We start from the raw sequence: 19,745 nt of genomic DNA on the forward strand, positions 1-19,745 counted from the left end.
GTGAATACTATGTCAACGCAAACAAACACTAAGTCGGATTTTAGCCCTGTTCAAGTTAATGAGCTGGATTGGAATAAACAGGATGGGCTTATTCCTGCCGTTATCCAAAATCACTTATCGGGCAAGGTATTAATGCTCGGTTATATGGATAAGGCCGCGCTGGAAAAAACCTTGAGCACAGGTGATGTGACCTTTTTCAGCCGCTCAAAACAGCGCTTGTGGACTAAAGGTGAAACCTCGGGGAATACGCTAAGGTTGGTCGCTATCGATAAAGACTGCGATAACGATAGCCTGTTAGTGCAAGTGATCCCCAACGGCCCAACCTGCCACAAAGGCACCGAAAGTTGCTGGTTAGATGACAATGCGCACCCTTTCTTGAACAATCTCGCGAACTTAATCACCTCACGTAAAGGGCAAAGTGCCGATTCCAGTTACACGGCGTCTTTGTTTGCGCGCGGCACAAAACGTATCGCCCAAAAGGTCGGTGAAGAAGGTCTTGAAACCGCCCTTGCCGCTGCGACCCACGATAAGGAAGAGTTAGTTAACGAAGCCTCTGATCTTATCTATCACTTGCTGGTATTGCTTGAAGATCAACACTTAAGCCTCAGTGACATCACAGCAAACTTGTTGGCAAGACATGAAAAGGCGCTGCAGAGCAAAGCATAATCTGCTCACTGTTCCTGATGTCTTACTATCGATTTTACCGCTAAAAATGCCGCCCTCTTAAATCAAGTCGGCGGCATTTTTTATCGCGCGATTCCCTCAAGTGCCATTGCAGCAATGTGAGCAATGAATATATTGCCCCTTAATCCTGTAACAAAAAATAATCAAAATACTGTTGTAATGGTTGACAAGTACAGATCAGTTCCCTATGGTAACCTCCGTTGCCGTTAGGTTATTAAGGCAAGGCATCAAAACACTTATCCGTTTTTACTCAACACACGCTAAGGCAAGTTTTATGTGTTTCACACCCTTTTATTATCCCTATCTGTAGCCGCAATGGATATACCCAAGCTACCTGAAGATACGAGTTTCAGAGCGCCTAGGGGGCTTCAATTCAAGGCGTATCAATGACAGAATGTCGACCACCTTTTGAATTGATGCAACACGGGAGTGGAGTACCCTAGACGCTCCGTCCCGGCGGGTTTTAACGCACTTTATGCGGTGTTGGTTATTTTTAACTTAGCCCGCTAGGTCTGCAAATAACCGCCTTGCCTAAAGTGCGTTAAACTCCCGCTGAATCCTGCATCTTCAGGTTGTTTGGGTATAAAATAGGCACCTCGCCTGACCTTCCATTGTGGCCATATCCTTTCGGATCCGCTGAGCGCCACTGTCTCATTTGCTTAAATCATTTTGTGCTTGAAGCGTTTCACGTTGAATCGCAGCAAAATATTTTAAGACAGTTGCTTTCGGATCAAATCTTTAGCTCTTTTTCATCCGACACGCTTTTGAGATTATGTTATGACACAGAATAAAATTTTCGGCAGTTTACTGCTTATCGCCGGCACCACAATCGGCGCGGGCATGTTGGCTTTGCCTATCGCATCTGCTGGACTTGGCTTTGGCACCTCCTCCGCCATAATGCTCATCCTATGGGCGCTGATGGCCTACACAGCACTGCTAATGGTGGAGATCCACCAATTCGCCCCCAGCGATGCCAGCCTTAATCACTTAGCGCAGCGCTTATTGGGTCGTAAGGGCCAGTTGATCGCCAATAGCGCCTTGATGTTTTTACTGTACGCCCTTTGCGCCGCCTACATTGCCGGTGGCGGTGAGCAAGTGAACCAAAAGCTGAGCACTTGGCTAGGGCTAAGTTTGCCACCACAGGCTGGCGCCATCCTGTTTACCCTGCTGATTGGGGCGATTGTGGGCATGGGAACCCACTGTGTGGATCTCATCAATCGCGGTTTATTTGCCCTTAAGCTATTGGCATTATTGCTTATGTTGGCCTTGTTACTGCCGCAGGTTGAAAGCCCACATTTACTCGAGCTTCCACTTAACCAAGGGCTGATTATCACGGCTATCCCGGTAATTTTTACCTCCTTTGGTTTCCACGGTTCGATTCCCTCAGTGGTGCGCTACTTGGGCGTTGAGGTCAAAGCCCTGCGCAGGATCATGTTGTTTGGCTCAGCTTTGCCATTAGTGATTTACCTTTTGTGGCAACTGGGCAGTCAAGGCGTATTGAGCCAAAGTCAATTGCTCGAAAACCAGAGTTTATCGAGCTTTATCAATCAACTGGCGAGCGTACTGCACAGTGAATACTTAAGTAGCGCTATTAGTCTATTTGCCGACCTAGCCCTTGCGACTTCGTTTTTAGGGGTGAGTTTAGGTTTGTTCGATTTTATGGCCTCAAGCTTAAGGCAAGAAGATAATGCAACAGGTCGCAGCTTAACCGCGGCTATCACCTTTTTACCGCCCTTAGGTTTTGCCCTCTTCTACCCTCAAGGTTTTATCACAGCGCTGGGTTACGCGGCGATTGCGCTGGTGATCCTCGCCATCTTTTTACCTGTGGCCATGGTGTGGACACAACGCCAGATGCGAGACGCTGCCAATATGCCGACAGGTTACCGCGTTGCGGGCGGCAAGTTAGCCTTAATGCTCGCCACACTTTGCGGAATTGTGGTGATCGCCGCCCAGATATTTAGCTAGCCGCAATTCACTCACCAAGAGTGAGTGAACTAAAAGTTAGCTAGCCCGAATAACAGATTAAGTACAAGAGCCTGTAAAACCTCAACTATTGACATCAGGCTCTTGTCTATTCAATGATCCTTTCACATTAGTCAGCTAAGCCCTTGAGTGTTAAACTGCCTCAGGTGCTCGTGCGCGATATAAAAGCTCCGAAGTAACCGAACAAAGTAAAAGTGCCAATGAAATATACACAATCGTGTATTTTTGCACTGCTAAGGCACGAGTTTGATCAGGGCTCTGTCAATAAAGGATAAATATCAAACCCAATGCCAATCCACAACAAGCCAAGCCGTGGCAATGCCTCTGATAGCAAGGCACTTCAGCACGAGGCAACGGAAATATCCGCAGGCCCTCGCAGTGGTGCTTTAGGTTTTGGAACAGATACTCATGTTGCTGCGCAAAATCGCCGTAAATTCCCCCTAAAAAAAACCTTATTGGCGACCAGCTTAACGGGCATCTTGGCGGGGGTGGCGTTAACTGTGTGGATTGTGAATACTCAGGCTGAAAAACTGATTATGCAGGCGGCAAACTTTGCCCTCGTAGGCATGGACAGCGAACTGATTGACATTGAATTAGGGAAAAGTCAGTTAGAACATTGGCGCATTACTTCTGCCAATCTTAGGGTGCATGACAGCCATATCAGGCTGAATAACCTGAATATCCAGCTAAAACTTGACTGGCCGCAGAGCTTTGCCGAGCTGAAACAGTTCAGCCAAATTGCTTACCTCACTCAAAAAATCACCCAAATCTCCACGGGTGATATTGAAGTCGAGTTAGGGCAATCGCTATTTTTACCCAATCGAAATGCCATCGATGAACAAGGCCCCGCCTTGGCCTTAGATATCAAATCATTACCCCTCATCGATATCGGTAAAACCAGCCTTATTCTCAAAGCTCACCATCTCGACACCCAAAATGATTTACCCGCCTATCGTTTGGTGATGGACAAGTTGAGCCTTAACGGCGCGGGGGAAATCAACAGCGAGTTTAGCCACGAAGGTGAAAGCATCGCCAAACTCAAAGCCACACTCACAGCCCAACAATGGCAACTGGCAAGTCAAATTACACTCGCGCCGCTGCTTGCTAGCTTGCATCAAATCAGCCTGAGGCAAGCTCAAGACAGTGTGCTGAGTCCGTTAACGGAACTTGATCAAGAGTGGCAAGCGTTAGCGATTGATCTACAAGGCCAATTAGTGTCCGACAGCCGTATTACATTAACTTCGGGCGAGCTTATCAGCCAGCACCAGTTAATTGATCCTAAGCTGACCTTTAATCAGTTGGCGGCGCTAGAACTTGCGCCTAAACCTGAGCTCGCATTTAAGATTACTGGGCATTTAGCCGAACTTGACCTAAGCCTTGAGCCCTTTACCTTAGCCTTGACTCCCAATGAAGCGCAGCAACAGCGATTGATGCAGCTGCTCGATGAGACGCTGGCTAAGCCTTTAGCTAAACCTTTAACTCAGCCTTTGTCTCTGCCTCCATCCAGATCGGCAGCCAAGTCCGCTTCGGAGCAAGTGCCGGAACAAGTTGCAAGTCAAACAGCAGGTCAAATCGCTAAGCTGCTGTCAGGGCTCAAAAGCACAGATGCACCAGTGGGGATCGCGCTGACATTAAGTGAAGCCCTGCATTATCCGCTGACTCAAATCCAGCAAGATGCACAGAGTCAACCGCTTAAGAATGAGCCGCTTGATAATAAGCCGCTTAGGTTCAAACTTCCCCGAATTGAGCTAAAAACCTTAGGCAGTAAACTCGATACCCAAATCGATTTGGCCAATGTTGAAGTGGTCAAGTCCGCCGAAGCGCTGTCCTTCAAAACAGATTGGCGCCTTAACGCTAAGCAAACCAGTTCACTGCTATTATCTGAATTGTGGGCGAATACGCCCCAAGATCTCAGCTGGAATAGCAGCCAGTTAACCACTGCGGGCAGATTGAGCTTTAATCGGACACCAAGCTCAACCGACTGGCAATTCATTACCACGCCTATCGGCGCTGCCACCCAAACACAGCAAAATGCCGGCGACACACTGCAGTTCACTGTCGGCGAGCTTAAACAGTTAAGCGCTCAAGATAACAATGCGGCTAAACATGCCGATGTGAGCCTTGGCAGTATCACAATAAACGCCCTTGCACCGCTTACCGTAAGCTCGCAGCGCAACTCAAATACCAGCTCAAGTATCAGCTCAGCACAAACTTCAGTGCCCGCGTCCGATACTGCAAACCAATTCACACTGGCCTTACCGCCTTTGAACTTGGCACTGGAGCAACTGCATTTTTCGCAAACCACACAGACGGTTGTTAGTGAAACAGCAGCTGTTGAAACGAAAGTGACAGAAGCTAGCGCTGACAAAAGCACAAACACGAGCATCACAACTAAAACTGACATGAGCGCGGGCAGTTTCTCGATTGCATTACAAAAAGCCATGTCATTTGAGTTTAAGCCCGAGGTCGAAGCCCCACTCGACTCGCTGCTCACAGCCACTTGGCAAAATCAACTCGTATGGCAAGCCAATCAGCTTAATATCGAAAAACAGCTCAGTAGCAAAGGCCGCAGCCGCAAAGAAACTATACTCAAGCTAGATACCTTAACGCTGGCACAAGCCTTAAATTGGAAAAATAACACGCTCTTGGGTGATGAACGCTGGCAAGTGGGCACGGTTGAGCTGCAAAGCCAACACAAGTTAAACCTCGCTAATGCGAATAACCCCTTATTGCTTACGGGTCAATGGGTTGTCGATACCAGCATGACCGAAGCACTGTCCTTACTCAATCAAACCCAACCCTTGCCTGCTGAGCTTAATGTCACGGGTCATAACCAATTACAGGCGCAGTTTAAGCTGACGCAAAAGCGCGATCAGACCCAATTTGCCATGCAAATCACCCAGTCAATGACCGAACTTGAAGGTTTTTATAAGGACACCACCTTTGAAGGCGGAAAACTGCAGGCGCAATGTGAGTTTACTTGGGGCCTCTCTTATAAAAAAGAGCCGCAGGATAAAGGTTCTGTTAACAGCCTAAGTAAACTCAATTGCCCGCAAACGCGGATGACCTTTAACCTGTTTGATCCCGGCTTTCCGCTGACCGATATCGAAGTGGAAGCCGATATCGCCCTCGGTAAAGATGCGCAGAAGCTGCCCGACAATTGGCTGCAACAACTTACAGGCTTAAGCGATACCGATGTTTCCATGACGGCCAAAGGCAAAGTGCTCAGTGGCCAATTTTTGCTGCCCGACTTTAATTTAAAACTACAGGATAAATCCCATGCCTATCTCCTATTGCAGGGCATGAGCCTAGAAGAAGTGCTACGCATTCAGCCACAAATTGGTGTCTATGCCGACGGTATTTTCGATGGTGTATTACCCGTCGATTTAGTCAACGGCAAAGTATCTATCACCGGCGGTCAATTAGCCGCCCGCGCGCCCGGCGGCTTAATCGCCATCTCGGGTAATCCCGCCGTGGATCAGATGCGCCAATCCCAACCTTACCTCGACTTTGTATTTTCGGCGTTAGAACACTTACAATACAGCCAGTTATCCAGCAGTTTTGATATGGACACTGCGGGTGATGCTAAACTGCTCGTGGAAGTGAAAGGACAAAGCCAAGGGATTGAACGCCCAATCCACTTGAATTACTCCCATGAAGAGAACATGCTGCAATTATTCAGGAGTCTACAGATTGGTAACGATCTGCAGGATAGAATCGAAAAATCCGTGAAGTAATAAGGAAATATCATTGAAAATTATTCAATTACAGCAAATTAGCCTAAATGCCCGAAGCGCTCTTGTCGCCTTGGCTGCACTTGCCATATTGCCGGGCTGCGCCCCTACAGTCAAAATTGAACCACCGGATAAACCTATCGTCATCAATCTTAATGTGAAAATTGAACACGAAATAAAAATCAAAGTGGATAAGGAGCTAGATCAGCTTCTGTCAGATGAGCAGTTGTTCTAATTACATCAGAATTGAGGAATCACTATGAAATCAATGCGACTAAAATCAAAGTTACTACAACTATTAACCCTCAGCTTCTTGAGCCTTAGTCTTTTAAGCCTAAGCGCCTTCGCCATGTCACTTCAAGAAGCGAAATCACAGGGCTATTTAGGCGAGCAAGCCAACGGCTACTTAGGTTTAGTAAAAGCCAATCCCGAAGCCAAAGCCGTGATGGACGATGTCAATAACAAACGCCGCGCCCACTACGAAACCATCGCCAAGAAGAACAAACTCTCCGCCGCCGATGTCGCTAAACTCGCCGGCGAAAAAGCCATCGCCGCCACAGATAAAGGCAACTATGTGCAAGATGCCAAAGGCAAATGGATTAAAAAGTAATCCACTATTTAATGCTCTAACGCATAAAAGCCAAACGAGTTGACTTAAACAACAACGCCTGCAATCGCAGGCGTTTTTATTGGTGGTCGATAAAGGGAATGATTTGCTGACCAATACCTTTGAGCGAGGATCTAGATTTTAGGTTGTTTGATGGAGTTTGGTTAAGCACTGTCATTCCAGTGACACGCAGTCCTGTTACCTAGTAAGAAGTATCCCTATAGGCTCGACCGTGACATCCCTGTCACGAACGGTCACTTCCATGACTGTGCTTAATCTCATCGACCCGGCGTATACTGGTAACCAAATTTAACAATGGGTGTCTCGATTTTTTTTCATTCGATTTTTCTAAGGGCTGCTCATGTCTGCACAAAAGTCTCTTTCAAAATACGACCTTAGCACCCTCAAATTCTCAATCAGCTATTTGCATTATAAAGTGTCAACAACCAGCATCGGGCTTGTTCAACACTTGCCATGCCTTTTGAGAATGGGTCACGGCTACGCGCGGCCTATCCTTATTTGTTAGGCAATTATTGCGTCACCGAAATTCCTGCTCTTCGAAGGTAGTCTTCAAAGTCATACAAACAGTTGTTACCAGAATAATGAATTAGGCGTCCAAAAGTATATTGCTCTTTATCAATTGATAGGTTATTTCCTAGTTTTGGAATAGGGATAGAAACCCGCCCTCCATCAACAGATACTTGGAAATAATCACAAACCCTATTATTGTCATAGTAAATATCGTAAAAATCTCTTGAAGCTGATGGGTCTGGGAACCTATCTGTCCACTCTTCCCTGAAGCTTTCGTACCTATCAGTTCGTCTATTCCGTATTTGCAGGCGAATGTCGTGTTTATTACTATAAACACCAATATCATCGTCATATACCCAGTCTTCAGGCTCAGAGCTTAACACTCTATTTTTTAAACTTTCCAAACTAAGGACGTTCGTAGGTATTTGTGGAGGTTGATTAAAAAATAGAGGTTTACTCCCGAGATCAGGTTTTACATAACGAGGTTCTTGATAAATATTTCGAAGTAGGTCTTCAAAAGTGCTTTCGAAGTTCTGATCATTTGAAAAATCAAAATACACCAAACTTCCTAAATAGTCAGGGACAGGTTTCGTTGATTGAGTGCGTACAATTGGAAAGTAAGTCTTACCATTAACATGTCGATTATAAAACTCACCAGTAATAAGTGATGTTTCTTCTCCTGCTCCTTTTATTCTTTCGTTAGCTCTACTCACATATTGCGGTGTGCATATCACCAAAATATGCGACGACGAGCTAACAGCATTTTCCATAAAATGATGCATATCAGATCCACCGCGCAGATCATACTGATCTAGTATCACTGGAATACCGGCATGAATTAGCTTGTCCGCAAACTGCCTAACCCAAGTTTTGTGTTCTTCGTTGTCCCATGAGTAAGATATAAATACTTGCATAGTTTTCCTTTAGTTAACTTATTCCTGAATTGTCTAACGCCGCCCGCAGCGGCGAGCGTAGCGAGTCCAGCAGCCGAAGGCTGCGTGTTGCCGGGCCTTGTGTACGCCCAGCATGGGCACGAACTAATGAGGTGAAAGTCCTCTGTAGAAAGATCACCGTTTAAATAACATACTGTTATTAAACGTTAACTACTAGCGAATGGCAAGGGCTTATCCGCGAGGATTGGTCTGAAGGAAGCCGCTAGCCTATTAATTAATAAAGAGTGCGAGCTGATGAACAAGAACATCATATGAGGCGTAGGCTAGAGGTGAGTTGGCAGGGCCTCCCCCACGTAGTAAGGGGACAAGACGACGAAACCACGTGATCTAATGGCCACCGTAAATGATGCAGCAGTGCAAAGAAAGTTCATGTTCCTTCTCTAATCAATAAAGAGTGGTGAGATCTGCTTAACACGCGATCGGTCATTAACCAGTAAGGCTCTGGTTTATAAGTGCCTTGGCTTTTCAATTTCATCGACTGAAAAGAGCGAACCAGATGGCAGATATATTGCTCCTGCAATACCTGCATTTCCGCCATCCGTGGCGGTCAAAACCGATAGCGCATGACGGGGCAACTCGGCATGTGATTAAGCAGAAGTCAGCAGACGGCATACGACTGCATGGATGCAGGAGGTAGAGCAACGCAGGAGCAGTTGCCGAGTAGCCCATCGTAATGGATGGGATAGCATACCCGCGTTAGCGTTGTGGGTACATGGTGAAGGCCTGAACATTTAGAAGAAGGAGGAGTCTTGTCAAACTTGTTGATACCCACTACGTCGCCAGACGATTACTATCGGCAGCGTATTGATATGCAACCGGCCTTCAACAGCGATTTATTCCAACAACTGCTCGAACCTGAAAATCTACACCGAGCGTGGCGTCAAGTTAAAGCCAATAAAGGCGCGGCAGGCATCGATGGCATGACCATCGATGCTTTCCCGCTTTGGGTGCAGCAAGGCGGTTGGCAACGGTGTAAATCTCTACTGGAACGAGGTGAATATAACCCCTCAGCAGTCAGGCGCGTGGAGATCGATAAACCCGATGGCGGTAAACGCAAATTGGGGATACCCAACGTTATTGACCGCGTGATACAACAAGCTATAGCTCAAATTCTCACGCCATTGTTTGACCCATTCTTCTCGACTAACAGCTTTGGCTTTAGGCCGAACAGAAATGCCAAACAAGCGGTCTTGCAAGTAAAGGATATCATCAAACTGAAACGCAAATTTGCCGTCGATGTTGATCTGTCTAAGTTCTTTGACCGAGTTAATCATGATCTCTTGATGACTCAACTAAGGAATAAAGTACAGGATAAGCGTTTGTTGGCGCTTATTGGTAAGTACCTTCGAGCAGGTGTGATAGTCAACGACCAATTTGAGGCAAGTTTCGAAGGTGTGCCTCAAGGCGGCCCACTCTCACCATTACTATCAAACATCATGTTGGATAGTCTGGATAAAGAGCTGGAAAGCAGAGGGCACAAATTCGCCCGCTACGCAGACGATTTTATCATCTTGGTAAAATCTCAACGAGCGGGTGAACGGGTACTCAAGAGTATTGCTCAATACCTTGCCACTAAGCTAAAACTGATTGTTAACGAACAGAAGAGCCAAGTGGTTAAGGTAGACCAAAGCAAGTTCCTTAGTTTTACCTTTAACCGTGGAAAGATCCAATGGCATGCTAAAACATTACACATTTTCAAACAAAAGATGAGACGCCTGACGAACCGAAATTGGGGCGTTAGCATGGGATATCAATTGTTTAAAGTACGGCACCTCTTGCCAAACAAGAAGGCAAGGTTGGATCAATTACTTTGGCATAGCCAACGCTTACCGCCAAGGGTGTGTCACCTATTGTTTATAAAGAGTGACCATTGGATCCGCCGTCGCGTACGTATGCGCTACTGGCGTCAGTGGAGAAAACCACGGACTAAGGTGCCTTCTTGAAATGAATGGTACTTAAACGTGGCGTCAGGATCCAAGCTGCCGTTGCTTGTGTGAGGGCCTACCCCACGAAGTGTTTTGGGTATCACAAGTAAAGGTCCATGGCGGAGCTCGACTCTTGTTAAAATCTTTGACCAGGAATACAGCAAGCGTTGAGTAACGAGTATCTCAAGAAAGCAGGACTATATTCACTAAGAGATGGATGGATCGCAGTTCATTATCCTAACCAGAAAGCTAGTTAGGTGTTCTAAATGAACCGCCCTGTGCGGAGCCGCATGCAGGGTGGTGTGGGGGCTGGAGGCTAGATACTTCCGGCTACCCGATTATGTGCAATTTCACTCACTATTCCCAAAGTCCATTTTGACTAGTTTGTATCCAATTACTACTTTATCCTTGGTAGAAAAATCAAAATCCTGCCTGGACTCGTTTGATCCGTTCCCTCTCAGAGAGGATGCCATTTGTAAACTACTGCAAAGTAATACGGATTGAACTACAAAGGTCTCAGTCGAGTTTAATGCTCTTTGAGATAGAGTTTTGTTCCAGCTGCCCATTAATCCAGAAAGAGAAGCTTCCTCACTTACTGCGCCTTCACCACATTCAAAAATAAACTTATAAAATGATTCTTGCGAAGGAAGAGGATAGCTAAACTGGAAGGTAGGTAATGCTACTGCAGAAGACTGGATTAGTAATTTTGGAAATGCCTCTTGAGGCGTGGCCCACAGGGATAGCCCCTTATTAGAAATTGTAACGATTGAACCTGGCCGAATATTTGGCGAACCAACTATCTGCGTTGGTGTGTAACCCAATGATTGAATAAAAGGTATAAGCTTCTCGACGATGTCCTTTGTATATGTGTTTGTGACCTCTACCCCAAAATTATTATCTGAAGCACTGGACAAGGATAGAGATTTAATTGACTCCTGAGCTTTCGTACTTATAGCTTCAATAATTGAACTTTCCGGCGATATCTCCGTAAATTTTACGTCAAGTCCTTTTCCTGTTAACGAAAACCCTTGCAGACTATTACTTATTGGCCCGCTAGTTAGAACAAGTAAAAAGCCAAATGCATATGTGGCCCAAATCCCCATACTCTTCTTTTCATTCCACGACAGAAGCGCACCTGTGCAAGCCAAGCCTAAACCAACGATGACAATCAATATATTCACTGTGACTTACTCTCCTTGCACATAACGGCTAGCACAACGGCGTAGTAATATTGGCGACTTTTGTGCGTATTTTTACGCAAAAGGTGCCAATATTACGGAGCCCGTTGGTACTACTTGTTAGCTGATTACTCTGCATATTCTTCGATTTCCCATTCTGCACCAACATGTTGACGCCATGCATGCCAGCCAGGAGGGATATGTGCCACCTCTTTAACTGTAGGGTCTAATTTTACAATTTCAGCCATACATACAAGCGCAATATTTTCTTCTTCTGCATCATCTAAACCGATGAATTGCCAACCATGATCTTCATCATCGTGGCTTACGTGAAGTATTGGAGCGCCCTCATGAATAATATCTTTGTTTGTCACCGCTACACAGGTTTCTATCTGGTCAAATGGCCAATCACTCATGACTTCTCCTAGCAGCTAACGTCTTAGTATTTATGCGCTGCGCTGTTTGCAGGGCATAAATCGCTTGTTGGACCAGTAAAAACGCGCATGGTTAACTACATGTAATAAAAGGAACTTATCAGCTTTCTATCAGATATACCATCCGGAAAAACGCGCATGCGCGTTTTCCAAACCTATTATCTCAAGCTGTCAAAAAATAAGTTATTGATTATAAATGCTATATACATGAAGCTCTTATGTAAACGCGCACAAATATTTTCAATCTAGTCCTTGAAATCGGCACAAACCAGATAACACTGTGTAAACAATCAGTATTAAGGGCGGCGAAAAAACCGGACACCCACCACGCTTTTTGCTTTTAGCACTGTGCAAACAATACAGAAAACAGTACCAACCATAGTTAAATAAAAACTCCCCCCTCTTTGAACCTCCAGACTACGCAAATGCCAAAAAGGTGCGCCATGGTGATTGGCGAGACGACCGTCCGCCCCATGGACGGGGCGGTCGAGCATCCAAGGATGGACTCGCTGCGAGTCGACGAGTCAATACCATGGCAAACCAGACTGCGTAGTGAGTTTGATACTAAAAGCAGAGCCAATAAAGAGTAATAAGACTCACAAATTATCGTTGGGTAGCATTCGATAGAAAGGTGTCGAAGATTCACGTGACTAATTTTAGGAAAAGGCTTTCTTAGCAGAAAAGAGTACGGATAGCACACTAACGCCATGGGGATTTGAGCGAATTATCGGCAAGTGGTTAATATCAAAACCAATCGTGATGTATGACTAATGGTAGATATTAAAAACCAATGATGACAATTGATCTACAACCATATTATGCCGCTACCACATGGCGCTGCGCGCGCAGTGGGTGTAAGCGGTTATGCATCACTTTGATGGTTTCAAACTGCACCATAGTTTTAGCGCCCGACAAAACACATTCAGGTGACAATAACATCACTAGCGCCGACTGTAGGGTATTTTCAACCACGAGGGCGAGCACTCTTTGCTTTTGGCATTTAAGCTCAAAGACTTTACCCACATCGCTGTAAACACAGACATCACTGGTATCAAAAAACCATGATTTTGGCATTTGTGGTGTCAGCATAAAATGGGCTGCGGTGGCATTGAGGGCAATTTGAACAATTGCAGCATCGGACAAAGACAGGGTTTTAGGCAATCTATCGAGTAAGCTCATATAGAATTTGGCGTGCGCAATATTAAATTCCATGCTTGATAAGGCATCTGGAATGAGTAATTTTGCTTTATAAGACGTCAGAAATTCTATCTCGGAACCTAACGATACGCCTAAAACACCATACGAATCGTTATATTTCCATTGCCAATCTTTTTGTGGCATTAATAACATAACGGTGACCCAATATTTGAACACTGGGACATAATAGTAGATATTTTATCCAATATCAAAATAAAAATAATAAAATACAAATTATTTAACAGTTACTTAGTCGATCTAATATAGGATCTTAACAGCGATCTAGTGATCCTTTTAGATCGCTGCTAAAGAATAAGATCTTATTTTAGATCGTTATATTAATCCTAAGATCATTATTTCAAGCGGTATGCATTCACTATTTCTTTAATTAGCTTCGGACCTTGATAAATAAAACCTGAATAAATCTGAACCATAGTGGCGCCCGCATCAAATTTGGCTAAGGCATCTTCAGCGCTATTAATACCACCCACACCTATGATCGGGATCTGCCCTTTCAAACAAATTGCCAATTGCTTAATCACTTTAGTAGACAGCTCAGTTAAAGGTTTGCCACTTAAGCCGCCGCTTTCATTGGCGTTGGCAAGACCGCTAACACCATCACGTGTTAAAGTAGTATTGGTCGCAATTGCGCCATCAAATTTGTTTTTAATCAAAGCTTGCGCGATATTTTCAATTTCTTCGATGGTTAAATCTGGAGCAATTTTAAGCGCGATGGGCACGTATTTTTTATGCTTTTCGGCCAGCTCAAGTTGCTTGGTTTTAATTGAGCTCAATAATTCATCTAATAGATCGCCATATTGTAGCGATCGTAATCCTGGGGTATTGGGTGATGAAATATTCACCGCAATATAAGCCGCATAGAGATAAACTTTATCCATGCAGATCAAATAATCGTCTTTACCTTGTTCTACTGGCGTGTCTTTATTTTTGCCAATATTGACGCCAACCATGATATTGGTCTTTTTAGCAATCAAATTTTTGACCAGATTATCGACACCCTTATTATTAAACCCCATGCGATTAATGATGCCTTTGGCAGGCTTTAATCTAAATAGACGGGGTAAATCGTTACCAGGCTGTGGTCTTGGGGTAACTGTACCCACTTCAATATGACCAAATCCCATCGCATGAAAGGCATCAATCGATTCGCCGTCCTTGTCCATACCGGCAGCAAGTCCCACTGGGTTAGGAAAGGTCAACCCCATAAAGCTGACAGGAGCGGGTGCAATCGTTTGTCCATATAGACACGTTAACGGGCTATTGGCGGTCATTTTTAAACTGCCTATAGCAAAATGGTGAGCTCGCTCAGGATCCATCTGAAACATGACTTTCTGTGCGATTTTATAAAACATGTACTTTCCTCGACCTAAAAAAAGCCCCGGCGATCGCCAGGGCTTCTGATTGTTATAATAAGTTTACTTTTGGCCTTCGCAATGAAGGATCAGAAGGTTAAGTTCACGTAGGGCGACAGAGAACTTAGCAAACTCATGGATTTGCGACGTTTTAAAGTCAGCTAGCATATGGAACCATCTTTCCAATAAGCCTTGATTTATCTCAATCCACTGAGAAATCACACTTTCGGCATCACAGGTTGCACTGCAGGTTCTTAAGACCACTGAACTCAATGCACGTTGTTGCCAATCTAACTCTTCCCTAAAGGCGGCACGAGCCAGTGCTTGCCAATGGTTCGCTACAGGTTGAGCGCTGATCTGTTCTAAGAACCAGTGCAGCTCAACGCGGGCGCCGAGTTTGAAGTAAGTTTCAGCCACTAATGCCACTGTCTTATCTTCTGTTTGCGCAATTTGGGCAATGTCTAAGGCAGAGAACAAGGTGCTCATGTTAGCCACAATCGTTGCCACAGCTTGTGGTACGTTTTCTTTGACCAAGGCATTGATCTCAGATTGAATACCTTTCGCTTCTTCTTCGACCAGATATAAATGAACATTATCTTTAATTTGTTCAAATACCGGTTTGAAGAAAGCAACGGTTTGTTCGATGCTCCAAGAGCGGTTACGGTGACGTAGGAACCAGCGGCTAGCACGACGCATATTGCGGCGTAACTGATGCAGCATTTCACCTTGAACCACAGCCGGAACTATGCCGTTTAAGTCAGTGATCGATTTAGTTAATTCAGCTAAACCAAATACTTCGCGAGCCATAGTGTAACAAATTGCCGCGTCGGCAACTGAGGCACCAGTCTCATCTTGCATACGTTGAACAAAATTCAAGCCCATGTCGTTGACGAGTTCATTGGCGAGTGAGGTCGCAATGATTTCGCCACGCAGTGGATGGGTTGCCATTTTGTCGCTGTATTTTTCCTGAAGTTTTTTCGGGAAATACGCGATAAGCAGTTGGCTTAACAGAGTATCTTCAGTGATTTCTGGCGTCACTAATTGCTCTTTCAGCACCATCTTCGCATAGGCAACCAATACTGATAGCTCTGGGCGCGTTAATGCACGACCACTGGCTAAACGTTCAGCTAACTCATCGTCAGACGGTAAGAACTCTAACGCTCTGTCTAACTTGCCTTCTTTTTCCAGGTACTGGATAAAGCGGATCTGCTCTTTTAACTGCTCAGCACCGCGCACTTGAGTCACAGAGATAGTACGAGTTTGATCTTTACAGTCTTGCAGTACGATTTGGCCGACTTCTTCAGTCATTTCTTCCAGTAAACGGTTACGCTGCTTAAGCGTCAGTTCACCTTCAGTCACCATAGCGTTCAGCAAAATCTTGATGTTCACTTCGTTGTCTGAACAGTCCACACCACCAACGTTATCGACGAAGTCAGTGTTGATGCGACCGCCATTAGACGCATATTCAATACGACCTAACTGAGTACAACCTAAGTTACCGCCCTCACCGACTATCTTAGCGCGTAGTTCGCCACCGTTGACACGTAGAGCATCGTTGGCACGATCGCCGACTTCAGCGTGGGTTTCCCGTGAAGATTTCACATACGTACCGATACCGCCGTTCCAGATCAAATCCACTGGCATTTTCAGCAGTTCTTTCATCAGCTCAGTTGGGGTCATAGAGGTTTTCTCTGTGGCCAACATTTGCTTCATCTCTGCCGATAATGGAATGGATTTAGATGAACGGAGGAAAATACCGCCACCTTTAGAAATCAACTTGCTGCTGTAGTCTTCCCAGCTTGAACGTGGCAGAGCGAATAAACGCGCCCGTTCATCATAACTTAATGCCGTATCAGGATTTGGATCGATAAAGATATGCATGTGGTTAAAGGCTGCAACCAGTTTAGTGTGCTTAGACAACAACATACCGTTACCGAATACGTCGCCCGCCATGTCACCTATACCTAAACAGGTAAAGTCTGTAGTTTGGCAATCAATACCGACTTCGCGGAAATGACGCTTAACCGATTCCCAGCCGCCTTTGGCCGTGATACCCATTTTCTTATGGTCATAACCGTTGCTGCCACCCGATGCAAATGCATCACCGAGCCAGAATCTGTATTCGAGGGAAATCGAGTTCGCGATATCAGAGAATGTCGCAGTGCCTTTATCGGCTGCTACCACTAAATAAGGGTCATCTTCATCGTGACGAACCACATCCAATGGATGGACGATTTCACCGTTCAAAATGTTATCGGTAATATCGAGCAATGCACGGATGAAGATGCGGTAACATTCTTGACCTTCGGTGAAGAAAGCTTCACGGCCGCCTTCAGTTGGCAATTGTTTACAAACAAAGCCACCTTTAGCACCCACAGGCACAATCACAGTGTTTTTTACTTGCTGTGCTTTTACCAGACCTAATACTTCGGTACGGAAGTCTTCACGGCGATCTGACCAACGCAGACCACCACGAGCCACTTTACCGTAACGTAAATGCACACCTTCAACCCGTGGCGAATAAACGAATATTTCGAATTTCGGCAGTGGGCGTGGCATTTCAGGGATCAGTGAAGGCATGAATTTAAACGAGATATAACTCTTAGATTCGCCTTTGGCATCCAGTTGGTAGAAGTTGGTACGCAGAGTGGCGTTAATCAAGTCTAAATAACGACGAATAATACGGTCATCATCTAAGCTAGACACTTCGTCTAAACGTAAATTGATCTGCTCCAAAAACTTACCCAGAGTACGGGTTTTCAGTTTAGGGTTAAATTTACGGATGAACATCTTCACCAACAAATCAGCGATTTGTGGGTAACGACCGAAGGTTTCTTCAATATATGACTGACTGAAAGTCGCATCGATTTGACGCATGTATTTCGCATACGCACGCAATACCGAGACTTCACGGCCGGTTAAACCAGATGCCAGAATAATGCGGTTGAAGCCGTCATCTTCTAACTTCTTTTGCCACACTTGTGACAGTGCAGTTTGGAATCTATCTTGACTATCAGCGATGTTATCTGTGTTGACGACTTTAACTGTCATCAAGAAGTCTAAGATCCAGAAGGTAGAACCGTCTGAAGTCGTGACTTCATATGGACGCTCGTTGATCACGCGCAGACCAAAGTTTTCGAGCATTGGCAACACGTCAGATAGATGAATAGGCTCATCTTTATGGAATAGCTTTAAACGCACTTTGTTGTCGTTCAGCGCCGCTTCCTGCGGTTGATAGAACAACATGCCGAGCTTGTGTTCATCATCCAGTGCTTCGAGCTGTTGCATGTCGACGACGGCAGAACTTGGCAATACGTCTTCTTTATAGCTTTGCTCGAACGCATTGAAATAACGCTTAGTCAGATGAGTGCCAGCTTCTTCGCCGAGTGCACTGTTAAGCGCAGTGCTTAACTTATCTTCCCACGAACGTGCCGCTTCTATTAAGTTGTTCTCTATGGCAGCCACATCTACATCCATATTATTGTTATCAACTTTGACTATGTAGTGAGTGCGGGCTAGCGTCGACTCGGAAAAATAAGTCGTAAACTCTACATCTTCTTTGCTGTTAAAGTGCTGGGCCAGAATACGTTGAGTATCTTGGCGGAGTTTAGTGTTGTAACGATCCTTAGAAACGTACACTAAACAGGATAAGAAACGGCCAAAGCCATCTTTGCGTACAAAGAGTTTCAGCTTGTCTCTGTCTTGCATTTCTAACACGCCATGGGCCATGTGCGATAAATCATCAACATTGGCTTGAATTAGCTCGTCACGAGGTAAATTCTCAAGGATGTTTAGCAGGGCTTTATAGTCGTGTGAACGTGGGGTCAAGCCTGAACGATCTAACACACGCTGCACTTTTTCATTCAGCAGTGGGATTTCACGTGGGCTGCGGTTATATAGGTTTGACGCATATAAACCGATAAATCTATCTTCGCCAATCACATTGCCTTTCTTATCGAAACGCTTAATACCGATATAATCGACATAAGCTGGACGATGTACACGGCTCTTAGCACTGCTCTTAGTGAGGATCAGTAAGCTGTGATCTAAGGCTTCTTTGCGGGCACTATCGGAGAAGCTAGATAACAACAAACCTTGCTCAGGTTGCGCTTTGGTGTGCTTGTTCATCAAACCTAAACTAGAGGCGATATTAGGCACTAACTCAACGTCACCTTCGACACGTTTCAAATCGTATTGACGGTAACCTAATAGCGTAAAGTGATGATTATTCAAGTAAGTCAGGAAGTTAATCGCTTCCTCTAACTCTTGCTTATCGCCCGGGAACGGACGTTTTGGCAATTCCTTGATCATCTCAGCCAACTTGGCAGACATGACTTCCCAGTCGTTAACTGATGAAGCAACATCGGCAAGCACAGACTGAATTTCGCGCTCTAATGCTTTGATATCGACCGTGCTGCTTTGACGGTCAATTTCAATCAAAAATACGGCGACATGCTCAGTGCTTTCAGGGCTCTTATTAAGATAAGTAACATTTGTCACACCACTTTCTGAACGCTCAATCGCCAGTGGAGTGTGCAACATCATGTGAGCAGTAATACCCATACGATTCAATGCCATACCAACTGAATCGACCAAGAATGGCATGTCAGGTTGGATAACTTCAATGATCGAGTGAGTAGATTGCCAGCCGTGTTTGGCTTGGCTAGGATTGAACACTCTCAGATGAGTGTTACCTTTTGGTGTTTTGTTCAGGGCGTTCCATAAACTGAGAACCGCACCGTATAAATCACTGTCATTACGCGCATTGAGATCGTCTTTCGACATGTGGGCATAAAGGCAGGTGGCGAACTGTTCAACTTGCTTGGCTTGTGAATTAGGGACTTTAGCGTGAATTAAACTGACTACATTTTCAAGTAGTACTGAAGGCATTGCATCTTTCAAGGCCATGTTGCTGTTTCCTTAAGCGTCTATGGCAGCGCTTTTTTCATTATTTGGATGCTTCGGCTTAACAATCGCAGATAAATTAATGTGATCTAGATCGTCGCGCGAAGTTTATTACTAAAACCGCTGTATTTCGAGGAAAATTTTAGTGGTACATCCTCTTGAAATCCAGTATTGGCGTAAACAAGGAATGACAAATGACCAAACAATCGATAAAGCAGACTAAGTATTCAAAAGTAAATGG

12 protein-coding genes are annotated in these 19,745 nt (G+C 45.0%); 6 read left to right on the forward strand and 6 right to left on the reverse strand.

The window, feature by feature from the left end; translation table 11 throughout:
* Positions 1 to 9: 9 nt before the first annotated feature.
* The 5 genes from hisIE (at position 10) to KO531_RS15145 (ending at position 7,011) form a co-directional block, all read left to right on the forward strand.
* Positions 10 to 666, forward strand: a complete 657-nt coding sequence (gene hisIE / locus KO531_RS15125; RefSeq protein ID WP_219251583.1) for a bifunctional phosphoribosyl-AMP cyclohydrolase/phosphoribosyl-ATP diphosphatase HisIE — start codon at positions 10 to 12, stop codon at positions 664 to 666.
* A gap of 795 nt (positions 667 to 1,461) precedes the next feature.
* Complete coding sequence (locus tag KO531_RS15130; protein ID WP_131525896.1) at positions 1,462 to 2,649, forward strand: aromatic amino acid transport family protein; 1,188 nt, start codon at positions 1,462 to 1,464, stop codon at positions 2,647 to 2,649.
* Positions 2,650 to 2,954: 305 nt separating this feature from the next.
* On the forward strand, positions 2,955 to 6,404 hold the full coding sequence (locus tag KO531_RS15135) for a YdbH domain-containing protein (protein WP_219251584.1): 3,450 nt from the start codon (positions 2,955 to 2,957) through the stop codon (positions 6,402 to 6,404).
* 13 nt (positions 6,405 to 6,417) lie between these two features.
* The gene (locus tag KO531_RS15140; RefSeq protein ID WP_198780136.1) at positions 6,418 to 6,636 is read left to right on the forward strand and encodes a YnbE family lipoprotein; all 219 of its coding nucleotides are present in this window, start codon (positions 6,418 to 6,420) and stop codon (positions 6,634 to 6,636) included.
* 24 nt (positions 6,637 to 6,660) lie between these two features.
* Complete coding sequence (locus KO531_RS15145; RefSeq protein ID WP_219251585.1) at positions 6,661 to 7,011, forward strand: YdbL family protein; 351 nt, start codon at positions 6,661 to 6,663, stop codon at positions 7,009 to 7,011.
* 527 nt (positions 7,012 to 7,538) lie between these two features.
* On the opposite strand, the gene KO531_RS15150 is transcribed toward KO531_RS15145, so the two are convergent.
* Positions 7,539 to 8,453, reverse strand: coding sequence for a toll/interleukin-1 receptor domain-containing protein (locus tag KO531_RS15150; RefSeq protein WP_219251586.1), 915 nt, complete (start codon positions 8,451 to 8,453; stop codon positions 7,539 to 7,541).
* A 788-nt stretch (positions 8,454 to 9,241) separates the two neighbouring features.
* On the opposite strand from KO531_RS15150, the gene ltrA reads away from it, so the two are divergent.
* Positions 9,242 to 10,435 (forward strand): group II intron reverse transcriptase/maturase, encoded by a 1,194-nt coding sequence (gene ltrA / locus KO531_RS15155; protein WP_251068972.1) that lies wholly within the window; start codon positions 9,242 to 9,244, stop codon positions 10,433 to 10,435.
* 332 nt (positions 10,436 to 10,767) lie between these two features.
* Here the strand turns inward: ltrA and KO531_RS15160 are convergent, their stop codons facing one another.
* The 5 genes from KO531_RS15160 to KO531_RS15180 form a co-directional block, all read right to left on the reverse strand.
* Entirely contained in the window at positions 10,768 to 11,598 is an 831-nt protein-coding gene (locus KO531_RS15160) for a hypothetical protein (RefSeq protein WP_219251587.1), read from the reverse strand.
* A gap of 125 nt (positions 11,599 to 11,723) precedes the next feature.
* Positions 11,724 to 12,011 carry a hypothetical protein gene (locus KO531_RS15165; RefSeq protein ID WP_219251588.1) on the reverse strand — a complete coding sequence of 96 codons (288 nt, stop codon included), beginning with the start codon at positions 12,009 to 12,011 and terminating at the stop codon, positions 11,724 to 11,726.
* 834 nt (positions 12,012 to 12,845) lie between these two features.
* Positions 12,846 to 13,379: a cell division protein ZapC gene (locus KO531_RS15170; RefSeq protein ID WP_006081901.1), complete on the reverse strand. Its 534-nt coding sequence runs from the start codon at positions 13,377 to 13,379 to the stop codon at positions 12,846 to 12,848.
* Between the two features lie 200 nt (positions 13,380 to 13,579).
* On the reverse strand, positions 13,580 to 14,599 hold the full coding sequence (gene pyrD, locus KO531_RS15175) for a quinone-dependent dihydroorotate dehydrogenase (protein WP_219251589.1): 1,020 nt from the start codon (positions 14,597 to 14,599) through the stop codon (positions 13,580 to 13,582).
* Between the two features lie 63 nt (positions 14,600 to 14,662).
* Positions 14,663 to 19,507 carry an NAD-glutamate dehydrogenase gene (locus tag KO531_RS15180; RefSeq protein WP_028759769.1) on the reverse strand — a complete coding sequence of 1,615 codons (4,845 nt, stop codon included), beginning with the start codon at positions 19,505 to 19,507 and terminating at the stop codon, positions 14,663 to 14,665.
* Positions 19,508 to 19,745 lie beyond the last annotated feature (238 nt).

Origin of the sequence: Shewanella sp. NKUCC06_TVS, assembly GCF_019345515.1 — a bacterium.
Lineage (GTDB): Bacteria > Pseudomonadota > Gammaproteobacteria > Enterobacterales > Shewanellaceae > Shewanella > Shewanella oncorhynchi.